General features: G+C 62.3%; 13 protein-coding genes and 1 pseudogene. 7 read left to right on the forward strand and 7 right to left on the reverse strand.

Annotation, left to right across the window (positions count from 1 at the left end):
- Nucleotides 1-13: 13 nt before the first annotated feature.
- The 3 genes and pseudogenes from LNV07_RS12475 to LNV07_RS12485 all read left to right on the forward strand — a co-directional run bounded on the left by LNV07_RS12475 (nt 14) and on the right by LNV07_RS12485 (nt 4,727).
- Nucleotides 14-2,818 (forward strand): WecB/TagA/CpsF family glycosyltransferase, encoded by a 2,805-nt coding sequence (locus LNV07_RS12475; protein WP_263571488.1) that lies wholly within the window; start codon nt 14-16, stop codon nt 2,816-2,818.
- Between the two features lie 742 nt (nt 2,819-3,560).
- Nucleotides 3,561-3,755, forward strand: a pseudogene (locus LNV07_RS12480) (hypothetical protein); the annotation flags it as partial.
- Nucleotides 3,756-3,833: 78 nt separating this feature from the next.
- Nucleotides 3,834-4,727 (forward strand): nuclear transport factor 2 family protein, encoded by an 894-nt coding sequence (locus LNV07_RS12485; protein WP_263571489.1) that lies wholly within the window; start codon nt 3,834-3,836, stop codon nt 4,725-4,727.
- 455 nt (nt 4,728-5,182) lie between these two features.
- On the opposite strand, the gene LNV07_RS12490 is transcribed toward LNV07_RS12485, so the two are convergent.
- Entirely contained in the window at nt 5,183-6,109 is a 927-nt protein-coding gene (locus LNV07_RS12490) for a LysR family transcriptional regulator (RefSeq protein ID WP_263571490.1), read from the reverse strand.
- Between the two features lie 97 nt (nt 6,110-6,206).
- Here LNV07_RS12490 and LNV07_RS12495 point away from each other — a divergent pair, with 97 nt between their 5' ends.
- On the forward strand, nt 6,207-6,689 hold the full coding sequence (locus LNV07_RS12495; RefSeq protein ID WP_263571670.1) for a GNAT family N-acetyltransferase: 483 nt from the start codon (nt 6,207-6,209) through the stop codon (nt 6,687-6,689).
- A gap of 66 nt (nt 6,690-6,755) precedes the next feature.
- Here LNV07_RS12495 and LNV07_RS12500 read toward each other — a convergent pair whose 3' ends face one another.
- Nucleotides 6,756-7,199: a hypothetical protein gene (locus LNV07_RS12500; RefSeq protein ID WP_318013722.1), complete on the reverse strand. Its 444-nt coding sequence runs from the start codon at nt 7,197-7,199 to the stop codon at nt 6,756-6,758.
- Between the two features lie 117 nt (nt 7,200-7,316).
- Between LNV07_RS12500 and dusA the strand changes: the two genes are divergently transcribed.
- Genes dusA through LNV07_RS12515 form a run of 3 tightly spaced genes read left to right on the forward strand, consistent with a single transcriptional unit; the run spans nt 7,317 to nt 10,260 of the window.
- Nucleotides 7,317-8,384: a tRNA dihydrouridine(20/20a) synthase DusA gene (gene dusA, locus LNV07_RS12505; protein WP_263571491.1), complete on the forward strand. Its 1,068-nt coding sequence runs from the start codon at nt 7,317-7,319 to the stop codon at nt 8,382-8,384.
- Nucleotides 8,385-8,386: 2 nt separating this feature from the next.
- A complete protein-coding gene (locus LNV07_RS12510) occupies nt 8,387-8,941 on the forward strand; it encodes a methylated-DNA--[protein]-cysteine S-methyltransferase (RefSeq protein ID WP_263571492.1) in 555 nt (184 codons plus the stop codon).
- Between the two features lie 53 nt (nt 8,942-8,994).
- Entirely contained in the window at nt 8,995-10,260 is a 1,266-nt protein-coding gene (locus tag LNV07_RS12515) for a DEAD/DEAH box helicase (protein WP_263571493.1), read from the forward strand.
- Here the strand turns inward: LNV07_RS12515 and LNV07_RS12520 are convergent.
- The 5 genes from LNV07_RS12520 to LNV07_RS12540 are packed head-to-tail and all read right to left on the reverse strand — an operon-like array spanning nt 10,246 to nt 14,119.
- On the reverse strand, nt 10,246-12,096 hold the full coding sequence (locus LNV07_RS12520) for a FapA family protein (RefSeq protein ID WP_263571494.1): 1,851 nt from the start codon (nt 12,094-12,096) through the stop codon (nt 10,246-10,248). The genes LNV07_RS12515 and LNV07_RS12520 overlap by 15 nt on opposite strands.
- A gap of 2 nt (nt 12,097-12,098) precedes the next feature.
- A complete protein-coding gene (locus LNV07_RS12525; RefSeq protein WP_263571495.1) occupies nt 12,099-12,782 on the reverse strand; it encodes a PilW family protein in 684 nt (227 codons plus the stop codon).
- A gap of 41 nt (nt 12,783-12,823) precedes the next feature.
- Nucleotides 12,824-13,240, reverse strand: a complete 417-nt coding sequence (locus LNV07_RS12530; RefSeq protein ID WP_263571496.1) for a type IV pilus modification PilV family protein — start codon at nt 13,238-13,240, stop codon at nt 12,824-12,826.
- Complete coding sequence (locus LNV07_RS12535) at nt 13,224-13,685, reverse strand: type II secretion system protein (protein ID WP_397545563.1); 462 nt, start codon at nt 13,683-13,685, stop codon at nt 13,224-13,226. Before LNV07_RS12535 ends, LNV07_RS12530 begins: the two co-directional genes overlap by 17 nt.
- On the reverse strand, nt 13,679-14,119 hold the full coding sequence (locus tag LNV07_RS12540; RefSeq protein ID WP_263571498.1) for a type IV pilin protein: 441 nt from the start codon (nt 14,117-14,119) through the stop codon (nt 13,679-13,681). The genes LNV07_RS12535 and LNV07_RS12540 overlap by 7 nt, the downstream gene beginning before the upstream one ends.
- Between the last annotated feature and the right edge of the window lie 323 nt (nt 14,120-14,442).

Consider the following 14,442-nt stretch of genomic DNA (forward strand, 5'->3'; position numbering starts at 1 on the left):
GAGGAGAAACAAGATGAGCACCTGGATATCCGAGACCGATGGACCGCTTGCGAGCAGGCAAGTCAAGCCTGGCGGGCAGGCCTTGCTGAGGCTGACCGATGTGGCGCTGGCGGGCCTGCTGTTGCTGCTCCTGGCGCTGCCGCTGCTGCTGGCCTGGGCCTTGGGGCGGCCGCGTCGCGAGGCCGTGCTTGGCGTGCATGGCCAGCCTTTCGAGCGCCTTGGCCTGATGCTGCCCAAGGGCTTGCTGGGGCGAGCGCTGGCCGGCTTGGGCGCCGCTGATTGGCCGGTGCTGTGGCATATCCTGCGTGGTCAGATGGCCTGGGTGGGGCCGCGGCTGCGAAGTAGCGGGGAGGAACTTCCCGCCGCCTTGGCCGGGCTGCGTCCCGGGCTGATCAACCCCTGGTTCATACGCCGCCACACCGCCGTGGACTTCGGCAGCGAGGCGGATGCAGATGCGCAGTACCTGGCGCAGCGCGGACCGCGCCATGATCTGGGCTTGCTGCTGCGCGGCGCCTTGGTGGCGGCGCTGCCGGCGCGCCGCGGCCTCAAGCCGGCGCGGGTGCAGGTCGGTGATGTGGTGTTCGACAACGTGACGATGAACGAGGCCTTGTCGAGGGTGCGTGACATGCTGGATGGCGGCACGGCGCAGCAGGTCAGTTTTGTCAATCCGGCCTGCGTCAATATCGCCGCCGGACATCGGGGTTATCGGCGCACGCTGGCGCGTGCCGGGCTGGTCTTGCCCGACGGCATCGGCATCAAGATCGGCAGTGATCTGCTCGGCACCCCGCTGAAGCAAAACGTCAACGGCACCGACTTGTTTCCGCGTCTGTGTTCGATGCTGGAGGCGCGCCGGTCCAGCGTTTTTCTGCTGGGTGGGCAGCCCGGCGTGGCCGAGGCGGTGGCGGCCGAGATCGCCAAGAACTGGCCGGGTTTGCGGGTGGCCGGCCTGCGCCACGGCTTCTTTACGGTGGCCGAGGAGGGCGCCGTGGCCGCCGAGGTGCGCGCTACGGCGGCCGACTTGCTGCTGGTGGCGCGCGGCGTGCCGGCGCAAGACCTGTTCATCGACCGCTATTTGCCCCAGCTCGGCGTGAAGGTGGCGATGGGCGTGGGGGGCTTGTTCGACTTTGCCTCGGGCCGTATTGCCCGGGCACCGCAGTGGATGCGTGAGACCGGGCTTGAATGGGTCTACCGCCTGATGCAGGAGCCGGGCCGGATGTGGAGGCGTTATCTGATCGGCAACTTCAGCTTTCTGGCGCGGGTGATGCTGCAGCGACTGGGCCTGCGGCAGCCGGCGGGCGATATTGAGCCGCCGCATGCAAGCGGACCGGCCATCGAAGCCCAAAGGCCAGGCTTGCGCGCGGTGTTGTTTGCCAATCGGCGGGTACCGAGTGATCTGCCGTTGCCGGCGGATCACCCCGCAGCGGCGCTGCCGCTGGGCTGCCAAAGCATCATCGAGCATCTGATGGATCAGCTCTCGCAAGCGGCCGTTACCGATGTCGACCTGGTGGTCAGCGATCGACCTGAATTGCTGCGCGGTCTGCTCGGCGACGGCGAGCGCTGGGGGCTGACGCTGCATTGGCATCTGGCCAAGGACCCCGGCCGGCCCTACGGCATCTTGGCCGGCCTGGCCGCCAAGGGCGCGCGCCGGATCTTGATCGGGCATGCCGATGTGGCGCTGGCCACGCGCGACTTGATGCGCTTGTCTTGTCTGAATGCGGTCAGCGTGCAGGCCGATGAATTGCAGGGTTCGCGTTGGTCGAGCTGGGCCTGTGTGACGCCCAGGCAGCTGGGCGGTTTGCCCGAGGATCTGGACAGCGCCGCTTTGTACCAAGCCTTGCTGGCAGCGGGCGTACCGCCGCTGATGGGTTGTGAAGTCTCGGTATGGCTGGACTCGGCCAAAGCGCTGTTGCAGGCGCAATTCGGCGATGGCGAGCGTGACCTGCAGCGGGTGCCGGCCGCCTGGCTGCGGCATCGCTGGGGCGCCATGAGCCCGACGGCCCGTGTGCATCCCTCGGCCACCATGATAGGCCCGGTCTTGATCGGGCCGGGCTGCGTGGTCGAGGCCGGCGCCAAGGTCGGGCCCCATGTGGTGCTGAGCCGCGATGTCATCGTCTCCAGGGGCTCAAGCGTCGAGCACAGCCTGCTTTTGCCGCAAACCTATGTGGGTGCCGAGCTGGACCTGGCGCATAGCGTGGTCAATGGTTCGCGCGTGCGCCATGTGCTGTTGGATGTGGATGCCTCGCCGGCCGCCGCCGATGCCTTGTTGCTGAGTCTGACAGCCGACAAACGCCGTCAGCACGCGGGGCGTCTGATGGGCCGCGCGCTGGCGGGCCTGGCCTTGCTGCTGTTGTGGCCGCTGTTGGCGCTGCACCTCGGCCTGTGCCGCTGGAGCGGGCGCTCGAAGGCTTGGCTTTTGCGGCCGGTGGTCAGCGGGCGCCATCAGCTGAGTCTGGAGCCGCAGTTCAGCCTGCTGCATTGCCCGAACCGGGAGGGCAGCAGGCTGGGCCGCGTCTGGGCCGGAGCGGCCGGGCTGATCGATGTTGCGCGGGGCGCGCGCAGCTGGATTGGCATGCGCCCACGCAGCCGCAGCCAGTGGTATGCCTTGCGACCCGAATGGCAGCAGATTCTGGCCAGCGCGCCGGTCGGCCTCTTGCATGCCCCGGTCTGGATCGATGACCCGGCGCTGCTGGACGAGGCCAGTGCGGCGGCGGATGTGTTCTGCGCGGTGCAGTCCCCGCTTGGACGCTTGAGGCTGGCTCTGCGCAGCGGCTGGTTTGGCGCCGCCAAAGCCAAAGCCAAAGCCAAAGCCAAAGACTAGGCCAAGCTCCCAGATCAGCCACAAGCTCCTTGCCGGCGCGGGATAATTGCCGCCCCGACCGCCTGTGCCAGCATGAACTGCATGTCCACAAGCGCGGTCTCTGGCGAATTGATCTGAGAATTTGCGGTCTGAAATGAGCGATAAGTTGTTGTTGAGTAATCACAGTCCTTGGCGGCTTTGGGTCGCGCCTATGCTCGACTGGAGCTGTGCACAAAAAAGCGCGTCGTAGACAACACTTCAAGGTTGATCGACCGGAGGGGGACTTTGTTGCACCGGCGGTTCTCCGCAGGGCACCGATGCAGCAGGTAGTTGCATCGGCCGCTCGGCGCAACTGACTAAGCTCAAGCGTAGGCCGCCGAAATAGTTGCTCTGGGAGGCAATATGAATCAAGGGCTTGGCGGAACCGCGCCAAAGGAGCTACTCGCCCGGCGTCACAGTTGCTGCGACGGACCTAGCAGTCGGCCAGAGTGGATGCGACTTCAGTGGAACCAATCCAGTTTCAATGACAGCCTTCACACTCAACGGAGCCGGTCGTTCTGTGGTCGTCAGTAGTGGCAACGTGCCCATACCGGGTATTCAGTCGCCGTGCAACTTTGCCAACGGCCCGTTCCAGCCCGATACATCAATCCACTCGGATGCTGTGTATCAAGGCGCGCGTCTTTGATGACTCTGCCTCATGCATACCATCTCAGCGCGCCGGCAGGGGTTGTAGCATCCCTATCCTCGCCAGCATCAGCGGGCGGTGACGGACAGACAAGCTGGCAAACAAGCCGAGCCAAGCACATCTACCGAACCCACGGCTAGGCTTTACAACCCTTGGCATCCAGAGCAAATCTTGCGCTACCGGACGGTGGCCGAGCATTACGAAACTTGGCTCGACCTTGCCAGCCGCGGCCAGTTTGACGGCTTGGGTGCTTTGCACACTGATTGGCCTTATCAATATCGCCAGATTGGCATTACCAATAAGCCGATGTGAACCTATGCTCCAAACTCCAAAACTGGAACATGCAGATAGATGCCAACTGACATTCAAGCCATCAATCACCAAGGACTGGAACGATTCCTGTCGGCCTGGTCAACTCGCGATCCCGAGGCGGTGCTGCTGGCCGCTCATCCTGACTTCGTCTATCAGGCGTCGGTCGGCCCAGAGCCGGGCTCCCGCTGGAGCAGCCCTGCGGAGCTGCGTCAGGGGCTGGCGGCCATGTTTGCCCATGATCAAGGTGCCGAGGTCGATATCCTGGAATGCAAGATCGACGGCGATGCCGGCCACTTGCTGTGGCGCTATCGTTTCAAGCGCGCGGATGGCACCGAGGACATGCAACTGGGCTGCGATCTGCTGCGTTTTCGCGACGGCCGGCTTGTTCTGAAGGACTCGTATCGCAAGGTCAGCGCCGCCCGGTTGACGGCCAGCACAGCGGGCGCGGAAGGCCCGGCCGTGACCACGCAGCAGCAGTTTCCCCGGTATCAGCCGCGCCGGTTCTTCCAGCAAGGCAGATGGTCAGTCAACGGCCTGCAACTCAAGGTGTCGGGCATCAAAACTGACGCAGGCGAGATTGCCCAGACCACCTGGCAGGCTGCTCGCAGGCATGTCGAACAACGTTTGTCAGATATCGAACAGGCCGGTGAGCACCATGGCCTGGGTTTTGTCATTGTGCATGAGGGCAGTCAAACCACCTGGCTTTTGCTCAACTGGTGGGCTCATGGTGATATACGCTGCCAGTTGCTTTCCTCACTCCCGCACGACTGCGCCGGTCGGGAGTTCGCGGCCGAGCCGCGACCCCTGTCAAGCTGCGTGTGGGAGGAACTGGTGATCAAGGCCGAACGCGATGCCTGGGTGAACTGCATGTTGACCGGCAGCCCTTTTGCGCCCGCCTACCTGGCAGCGACGCTGCCCGACGGCTGGTACTGATCAGGCCAGGGGCGGGCGCGGTCTTGTGGGTTTTCTTCTTGAACTGATCAGACGGTTTCGGTCCCGGCGTATTGAACTTCTCTTCAATGGCGTCGAGAAAACGCGCGCCGTGGCTTCCGCCAGAGCTGGGACTGTTTAGTGCGCCCTTATGCCGCTTACTCTGCGCATCCGAATGACAGGAGCTGGCCGGGTGCGTGAGGCCGCATCACCGCCAGTAAGCCGCCGTTGACCAAAACGACGGCGAACCGGACGCCAGCTGTGCGGTGCCTGCTCGAACTATCGGCCTAGCGCGCCGGTACGATTCGGGGTCAATGATTGCGAGGCAACGCTGTGCCCGAAGCGGAAGTTCGCTGGCGAAAAAACTGCCCAAGGAATAGACCTGCCCTTCAGGTTCAAGGCCTGGCCCGATACTGTTCCTTTGAGAAAAAAATAGCGTAGATTCAGATGGGATGTCTTCAGAGAAACGTTGTGCCCAGCAAGGTTTTAGCCATCCACACATGCGCGTCGGATTGGGCGTAGTTGCTGTGACTGAAGAGCTTGATGCAATAGTCAGGGATATGAAATGGCGGCTCATGAATTTGGATCTCCGCGGCTTGAGCCAAGGTGGTGGCGGCTAGGCGGGGCAGGGTCATCAACATCTCGCTGCTGCCGACGATGAAGGGCGCCGCCAGTACCGTGGGCAAATACACCGCAACATGGCGTTTCAAGTTCAAGTCCTCGAGCAACTGATCGATTTCGCCACGCGCATGGTTCCACGGAGTAACGACCACATGCTTGGCGGCCAGATAGGTCTCCAGGCTCAAACCCTGGGAGCATGCCGGATGGCCTTTTCTGGTGATCACCACGTACCGATCGGTGAACCAGTCATCCGCCTGGATGTCGGGCGGAGTTTCACTGGTCAGCATGGTGTAACCAATCGAAAAGTCGACCTTGCCGGTACGCAGTTCCTCCACCGGGATGCTGTGGTCGGCGTAGCGAATACGTGTGCTGACCTGAGGGGCAACTTTCTCGATGGCTGCGATGCAGCGGGGCAGCACCGCAAACGCGGTGAAGTCGGTCGCTGTGAAGATGAAATTTCTGCTGCTCACCCGAGGGTCAAACGGCCCGGCGCGCTGCAGCGTTTCACTCAGTAATTTGAGCGCCAAGGAGATGGTGTCGGCGATCTCGATCGACTTCGCGGTAGGCACCATCTGCGCTCCTCGGCGTACAAATAGCACGTCATTGAGGCTTGTCCGCAAGCGGGTCAAGCCATGGCTGAATGCTGAAGGGCTCATGGCGAGCTCATAGGCTGCGCCGCTCACCGAGCCATGCTTGTACAGCGCGTTGAACAACTGCAACAGGTTGAGGTCGATGCGCTTGAGGTCAAGATGAACATTGTTCATATAGTCCTGAGATAAATGCACTTGATGCATTTTAAGGGCGCCCCTACCATCGGTAGCTGGAACGACTTTGTTCCGTCAACTGACCATTGGATTCAACGTGACGCTCGTGATTCGACCCGCTCAAGAGGCTGATGCCGCCGCCATTCATGCCTTCATCGTGGAATTGGCCATTTATGAAAAAGCGGAGCACGAGGTGATTGCCAGTGTGGCAAACGTTGCTCAGAGCCTTTTTGCCAAGGACTCGCCTGCTCGCGCATTGATGTGCGAGCAGGACGGCAGAGCCATCGGTTATGCGGTCTATTTTTTGAGCTATTCCACCTGGCTTGGGCGTCAGGGCATGTACCTGGAAGATTTGTACATCTCGCCGAGCCACCGCGGTGTGGGTGCGGGCAAGGCCTTGTTACGCCAATTGGCCAAAATCGCCGTAGACAGCGACTGCGGACGCCTGGAGTGGAGCGTACTGGACTGGAACGAGCCCGCCATCGAGTTCTACCAGTCGCTCGGGGCTAAGCCGCAAAGTGAGTGGGTGCGATATCGCATGACGGGAGACAACTTGACTCAATTTGCCAGCGGACAATAACCTGAACACAAGCACCCGATCGCCTTGTCGTACTGCAAAGAGCTGTCGTAGGCTGATGTCGGAATATCACCGCGGGCATACGGTCTTGCGGCCGGCTCGCTGCAAACGGAGCCCTGGCAAAACAACCATAGGGTCGCTTTTGGCAATCAAGATTCCAAGAATCTGTATGCCCTGCCGAATCTGATCGACCGTCAGACTTGCGTCGCCCAGAATAAACCCGCCTGAACGGGGATGCAGCTGGGAAGATGCGCTGATGAACAAAGGTGAAACTGGGTAGATGCCCACGCCAAGCGCACGGGCAGCCGCCACCCATGCCAAATCGTCATGGGGACTATGCGAGGGCAGCCGCAGCAGCAGATGCAATCCAGCCGCCGTACCGCTGAGCTCTGCGTCATGTGGAAGATGGCTGGCCACGGCCTCCAGCAAGGCCACTCGGCGGCGTTCCTTTTCGCGACGCATGCGCCGAACGTTGCGCTCACACGCCCCGGTGTCAATCAAGGAAGCCTGCACCCGCTGCTCCAACACCGGCGCATGCCGATAGGTCTAGTTGGACCGAACAGTTCCACTAGTAGCGTTTAAACCCCCGGAAATGCCCCAGAATACAACCCGTCAATAGTCCGTAAAGACATGGAAATCAAAGAAAATCAACAACTTATCTCGAAAATGTCGCCCTGGCGGTTAAGTGTGGCGCCGATGCTCGACTGGACCGATAAGCATTGCCGCTACTTTCATCGCTTGCTGACGCAAAAGACGCGGCTTTACACCGAGATGGTGACCACCGGCGCCTTGCTGCATGGCGATCAGCCGCGTCATCTCGACTTCAATTCAGAGGAGCATCCGGTCGCGCTGCAACTCGGCGGCTCGGAGCCGGCCGATCTGGCCGCCTGCGCCAAGCTGGCCGAGCAATGGGGTTACGACGAGGTCAATCTGAACTGCGGCTGCCCCAGCGAGCGGGTGCAGCGCGGGGCCTTTGGCGCTTGCTTGATGGCCGAACCGGCGCTGGTGGCCGACGGCATCAAGGCAATGCGGGACGCGGTCAGCATTCCGGTCACGATCAAGCACCGCATCGGCATTGACCGGCTCGAGAGCTACGACTTCGTGCGCGACTTTGTCGGCGCGATCTCGGCATCGGGTTGCGAGGTCTTCATCGTCCATGCCCGCAATGCCTGGCTGCAAGGCATCTCGCCGAAGGAGAACCGCGAGTTGCCGCCGCTGCGCTATGAGTTGGTGCATCAACTGAAACGTGATTTCCCCGCACTCACCATAGTGCTCAATGGCGGCGTCAAGACCGACGAGGAGATCGCCGCTCAACTCGAGCATGTGGACGGCGTGATGGTCGGCCGCCAGGCCTATCACGAGCCTTGGCAGATGGCCGGCTGGGACCAGCGTTTCTTCGGCACAGCCGGACCTGCCCAAAGTCGTGAGCAGGTCGAGGCCGAATGGCTGAAATATCTCGAAGCCCAAGTGGCGAGCGGCCGGCCCTGGTCGCAGGCGATGCGTCATGCGCTGGGCCTGTGGAATGGCCAGGCGGGTTCGCGGCGTTGGCGGCAGATTTGGTCCGACCATCAATACAAGGCGATGGCGGCCGCGGCGGTGGCGCGGCTGGCGACCGAGTCGCGCACCGGCATTGCCGCGCATGTGGCCGAACATCAGGCACAGACCGAGGCCTTGCGGCAGGCTTCCACCGCCGTCTGAGCATGTTGCAATTCGCCTGCTTCGATACCGCCCTGGGCTGCTGCGGCATCGCCTGGAGCGAGCAGGGCATCAAGGGTTCGCAACTGCCGGAAGAGAACGCCGGCCTGACCCGCGAGCGCATGCGGGTGCGCTTTCGAGCGGCCATTGAGGGGGAGCCTAACGCTCAGGTCTTGCGGGCCATCGATGCGATTCAGCGTTTGCTGGCCGGCGATCCGACGGCGCAGGCCGACTTGCTGGATGTGCAGTTGGATCAGAGCGAGGTGGCCGAGTTCAATCTGAACGTGCACGCGATCACGCGGCAAATACCGCTGGGTCAGACCATGACTTACGGCGAGATTGCACGCCGGCTGGGCCAGCCGGGAGCCGCGCGAGCGGTCGGCCGGGCCGAAGGAGACAACCCTTTTGCGCCCATCGTGCCTTGCCACCGGGTCTTGGGATCGAATGGCTATAGCGGCGGCTTTTCGGCCCCTGGCGGCGCACAGACCAAGCAGAAGTTGTTGGCGATCGAGGCGGCAGCAACGGGGCAAATGGCGGCCGAGCAGCAGGCTTTGTTTTGAGTCGATTCTCTGGGCCTTAAAATCCGGCCTTGTTTCTCGCCCAAGGCCTGTTCATGTCATTTGCTACGCTGGGCCTGTCGCCCGCCCTCATACGCGCGGTGCGCGAGCAGGGCTATCACGCCCCCACCGCAATTCAAGCCGCCGCAATTCCGCTTATTTTGCGTGGTCAGGATGTGCTGGGCCTGGCGCAGACCGGCTCCGGCAAGACCGCGGCCTTTGCCTTGCCGCTGCTGCAAAACCTGCTGCTGCAACGCGGCGCCGGCGTGCGTCAGACCCGCGCCCTGGTGTTGGTGCCGACACGTGAATTGGCCGCGCAGATTGGCGAGGCGCTGCAGGCGCTGGCGCAGGATTTGCCGACGCCGATCAAGGTCGCCACCGTCTACGGCGGCGTCTCGATCAACCCGCAGATGATGGCCTTGCGCGGCGGCGCCGACATCGTTGTGGCCACGCCCGGGCGCCTGCTCGATCTGCTTGACAACAATGCGCTGCGCCTGTCGGCCGTCACGACCCTGGTGCTGGACGAGGCCGATCGCTTGCTCGATATGGGCTTTGCCGACGAGTTGCAGCGGGTTTTGGCGCTATGCCCCAAGGGCCGCCAAAACCTGTTCTTCTCGGCTACTTTTGCGCCGGCGGTGCAGGCGCTGGCCGACGGGCTGCTGAACAATCCGGAGCGCATCACGATTGAGGTCGAACCCGAGCGGGCCGCCGCCATTCATCAGCGCTCGATTCAGGTTGACGAGAGCCGCCGCACGCCCTTGCTGCGCCATTTACTGGAGAGCGAAGGCTGGACGCGGGTGCTGGTGTTTGTGGCGACCAAATACGCGACCGAACATGTCTCGGACAAGCTCTGGAAGCAAGGCATCAAGGCGGCGGCCTTGCACGGTGAGTTGAGCCAGGGCGGACGCACCAAGGTGCTGGCCGCGCTGAAGAACTCCGAGATTCAGGTGCTGGTGGCCACCGATGTGGCGGCGCGCGGCCTGGATATTCCGGACCTGCCGGTGGTCTTGAATTACGACCTGCCACGCTCGGCGTCTGACTACACGCACCGCATCGGCCGCACCGGTCGGGCCGGCCAGAGCGGCGTGGCGATCAGCTTTGTCAGCGGTCACAGTGCCAACGGCGAGGCGCATTTTCGCTTGATCGAAAAGCGTCAGGCGCAGCGGGTTGTACGCGAACAAATCGCGGGCTTCGAGCCGACCGATCTTGACTCGGCACCGTCCGCCACCGGCGGTGTCAAGGGCCTGCGCAAGAGCAAGAAGGACAAATTGCGGGAAGCCGCAGCGGCTGCTGCAGCAGCTGCCAATTCAGCGGTAGCGTGACCAGAGCAGGGTGGCCGACAGCGGCGCGCTGACGGTGGCTGCAGTATTGCCGGGGTCGAAGCCGCTGGGCAGATTGCGCAGGTCGATCGAGGTGCTGGCGCCCAAGCTGCTGCCGCTCGGTATCGAGGCCAGGTTGGCTGCGGACACATAGCCATGCACGACCGTGCTGCCCGAGGTGGTCAAGTCATCGCCGGCCAAGACCGACCCATAGACGTCGTTTGACGCCGACAGGTTGATCTTGCCGCCCTTGTAGACCGCGCCGACCAGACCTCCGGCGCCATAGGCGATATTGCCGGCCGCGATTGGCTGCAGCTTGCTGGTGTCACTCGCCTTGCAGAAATTGCTCGGTGCCAACGTTGGGAAAGCGCTGTTGTTGCAGGTGTTGGCATAACCGGCGTAATTGACGGCATAGGTGGAGTTGGTGCCGGCGGTATTGATGTTGCCGGTGGCGATCCAGCTGTTGTAGTAGGTTCCGGTGCCGGCTTCGACATCGCCGTCGAACCAAATCACGCCTGGGGCCATGGTTGTCCCGGCAACCGTCCACTTGCCATTGCTGTAAGTGAAACAGCTGTTGTAATCGGAATAGCCCTTGCAAATCCTTGCCAAACAGGTGGCCGCGCTATAGCTGCTGGTCGTGCATAGATAGTCCTGCGTGGCGTCGGTCCCGGCCAAAAAATAGGTGGCATTGGGAATCCCGCTGACGTTGTTGACGGTCACCTTGGTACTGCTGCCGACGCGCTCGAATACATAGTTGGCCAAGGCCTTGTAGGGGAAGGCATCAAACGCTGGCGTGGTCACCGTAGAGGCCGTCAGCGGCGCGATGTTGACCACCAAGCCGGCCACGCGAGTCATTTTGACTTTTGTGTTCCAGCCCGGTGTGCTCAAGCTGCCTCCATAGTTGCCGCTGCCCACGCTGCCGTCGGATGACTCGGTGTAGTTGCCCACCACCTGCGCATCGCCGCTGATGACCAAATTGCTGCCGACCACATTGCCCTTGGACTTCAAGCTGCCGAGTTTGGCGCTGCCGGTCGTGACATTGCCGATCGCATTCAAACTGGTGACAGCGTTGCTTGACAGGGTCACCGCGCTGTTGGCCGTCAGGCTGGCAACGCTGACGGTGCCAGATAGGCTAACGTTCTTCATCGACTGCACGCTGCTGTACAAGGCGCTGCCGGAGAGGTTGATATTGCCTTCGGAAAACAAGACATCGAAACCGACTGCTCCGCCCAGGGTGATGTCACCGGTGGCATAGAGGTTGGAGATGCCGGTCAAGCTGCCGGACCCATTGACCGTGCCGTCGACCACCACCTTGGTCTGGGCATCGCCTTGCACCTTCAGGTCGCCGCCCAGCTGCAGATTGCCTTTGATATTGATGGCCGGTATCTTGCCGGTGCCGGCCGGCGTTCCGCCATTGCCCTTGGCACAAAAGGTCGCGGCCAACAGCGCATTGGCGCCGCCGCTGCTGCCGGTGATGTTGAAACCGACACGGGTGCCGCCGCCGCAATTGACCGAGTCAGCCGCCAAGACATCCACCACCGTGGCCGTGATGCCGCTCAGGGCCGTGAACGACACGGCCTGGTTTGCCGTCAGCTTGGCGGCCTCGGCAGCGCCGAGTTGATACAGGTGTTGGCGCACCGCCTCGGCGCCACTCCAGGCCTTCAATTGCGCTTGCGTCAGCGCGTGCACCGTCACCGACTGCGCTTGCAAACCGCGCACATAGTAGATTGCTCCGAACACCATTGCGCCCAGCGACATACCGCTCAGCAGCATGAACAGCACCGAGGAGATGCCGCGCTGGCGACGGCGGGGGGCTTGAGAGCGTTCGGCGCAAAGCATGATCAAGAACTCAGGTTGGCCAGGCAGCTGGTGTAGGTGTTGCTGGCGCCGGTCACGCTGCCGCTATAGCCCAGCTTGACCATCACCGACGCGGCCGGCGGGTCGAAGCTGCTGATGGTCTTGGGCACCGCGCCATAGGGCCAGCAATTGCTCGCATTTTGAGCGCTCAAGGTGACGGCTTGCGCCTGCACATTGGCGTCCACCAGGGTGCGGCGCAACCAGGTGATGGTGCTCCATTGCGTTGTCAATGGAGAGCAGGCCCCGCTGGACTGAATCATGTACAGCGCCTTGGTGCTGGTGTCCGACACCAAGCCCAGGCAACGATAGTCGGCGCTGTTGGCCGACAAGCCCGGGTTGCTGATCCAGACCAGCGCGTTGCCGGATTTGGCCGTGGCATTGATGGCGACGACCGTGCCGCTGAGCACCAAGGTGTCGGGGTTCAACAAGGCATTCGATAGCAGCAGCATGTGCGTGCCGGTGGCCGGCGTGGTGATGCCGTATCCGGCACCTTGCAGGGTAATCTGTGCGCTCAGCAGGCCCGAGGCCAGTTGGCCGTCTTGCAGCGAACTGCGCACCAGGCCGCCATCGCCGAACACCGTTTGGGTGGTGCTGCGATACAGCGCCAGCGCTCCCAGCACGGCAAACATCGAGATCGCCATCCCCACCATCAAGCTGATCAGGCTCACGCCTGCTTGTACGCGCGGTCGGATTGGCGTGGCTGCTTTCATCAGTTGGTGACGGTCAAGGTGCCCGGCCCCAGCAGCGTGTCGGCGTCAACGGCAAAGCGCACGATGGGCAGGCTGGCGCTTTTGGCGACGCCGTTGATGGTCACCGTGACGGCGGTCACGGTGCAGGTTTTTTGCAGATCGGGCAGTTGCAAATTGCTTCCCAGCGTCAGCGTGCTGGTGACGGTGGCATTGCCGCTGACGGGGCAGCTATTGGCAACGCCATTGCCCTGCAGATCGGCGCGGATGGCTTGAATCGCCAGACTTTGGCCCTTTTGATATTTTTGCGCGACCATGGCCCGACCGACGGCATAGACCAAACCAAGACCAATCACGCCAAGCAAGACCATGGCCACCATCGCCTCGACCAAGGCGTCGCCGCGTTGCTGTTTGCGGGTAGGGCTAGTTGAGCGTGCCACTGCTGCTCTCCGAACCCTTGCTGATGCTGAAGCTCATCAGCGTGCCGCAGGCCACGCCACCAACGCTGGCCGCCAAACTCATGCCGGCGCTGTCCAGCGCAATGCATTGGCTGGCTGCACCATTCAACTGGATGGCCGCCGGTGGCAGCGCCGACCAGTTGACCGTGCTGCAGTCCAAAGCGCTTGGCAGACCCTCGCGCACACAGAGCTTGCCGGGAATGCTGACCAAGACCGCCGCCGCCGTGGCGCTGGCCGCTGTCGGGTTACGCAAGGCGGTTGACTTCATTTGGCTCATTGCTTGATTCAAGAGGCTCTGGGTTTGCCGCACCGCCGCTTGGTTGCCCCAAGCGACCGAAAACGGCGCCACCGCCATCGCCAACAGCATCATGATGGCGATCGTGACCATCAGCTCAATCATCGAAAATCCGCTCTGCGAACTCACCACGCTGTAAAACCGCAGGCGCTGCTCGCGGTTCTGGCGTTGAGGTTGTTCAGCGAAAGCGTGCAGCCGGCCGAATTGCCCTTGCCGGTGGCGGTCAGCGTGTAGCTGCTGGCCGTGCTGACCATGGTGTAGTTGAAGTAGCTGGACTGAGTGGGCGACCAGGCGCTGAAGATGGCGTTGGTGGCGGCCGTGTTGGCGGCGTAAACCGGGTAGCTCAGCTGCAGCTGAAAGCGGTTTTCCATATTCAATGCCAAGGCCGCAAGATCGGCGCTGGCGCTCTTGGCGCGGCTCTTGTTGATATAGCTGGTGTAGGCGGGCAGGGCGACTGCAAGCAAGATCGCCAAGACCACGGCGGCCACCATCAACTCGATCAAGGTGAAACCGGCCTGCGACTTGTTCGCGCGGGGCTGGGCATTGAATTGGACGGCTTGGTTCAAGTTCATTCCTCTACGGCGATGGCGCTACATGGTGTTTCGGCGATTGCAGACCACGTTTGGGGTTGCTGACCTCATCGAAAGTCCACTTTGATACCAATTGTAATGAATGCCTTCATCGTCGTCAGTGCCGAATTTCACGGACGCCGCGCTTGCGTGATCAAGTATGGCGCCCTTCAAAGTTGTTGCCAATTCCGAAATCGGCAATTTCGCACTTGTGGCGTGCAGCGCAAACGGCGGGCGCAAGCCCCCAGGAGACTTGGGCGCAGTCGGGCCCAACCGGCTTGCCCGAGAGCAATACAAGTTCGGCGTACTTCGTGGATGGG

The organism is Roseateles oligotrophus, from assembly GCF_025717515.1.
Taxonomy (GTDB): domain Bacteria; phylum Pseudomonadota; class Gammaproteobacteria; order Burkholderiales; family Burkholderiaceae_C; genus Paucibacter_A; species Paucibacter_A oligotrophus.

Coding starts and splice junctions, on each gene's coding strand:
- dusA (WP_263571491.1), top strand. CDS start 7,317: ATGGAAATCAAAGAAAATCAACAACTTATCTCGAAAATGTCGCCCTGG.
- LNV07_RS12485 (WP_263571489.1), top strand. CDS start 3,834: ATGCCAACTGACATTCAAGCCATCAATCACCAAGGACTGGAACGATTC.
- LNV07_RS12490 (WP_263571490.1), bottom strand. CDS start 6,109: ATGAACAATGTTCATCTTGACCTCAAGCGCATCGACCTCAACCTGTTG.
- LNV07_RS12515 (WP_263571493.1), top strand. CDS start 8,995: ATGTCATTTGCTACGCTGGGCCTGTCGCCCGCCCTCATACGCGCGGTG.
- LNV07_RS12510 (WP_263571492.1), top strand. CDS start 8,387: ATGTTGCAATTCGCCTGCTTCGATACCGCCCTGGGCTGCTGCGGCATC.
- LNV07_RS12520 (WP_263571494.1), bottom strand. CDS start 12,096: ATGCTTTGCGCCGAACGCTCTCAAGCCCCCCGCCGTCGCCAGCGCGGC.
- LNV07_RS12475 (WP_263571488.1), top strand. CDS start 14: ATGAGCACCTGGATATCCGAGACCGATGGACCGCTTGCGAGCAGGCAA.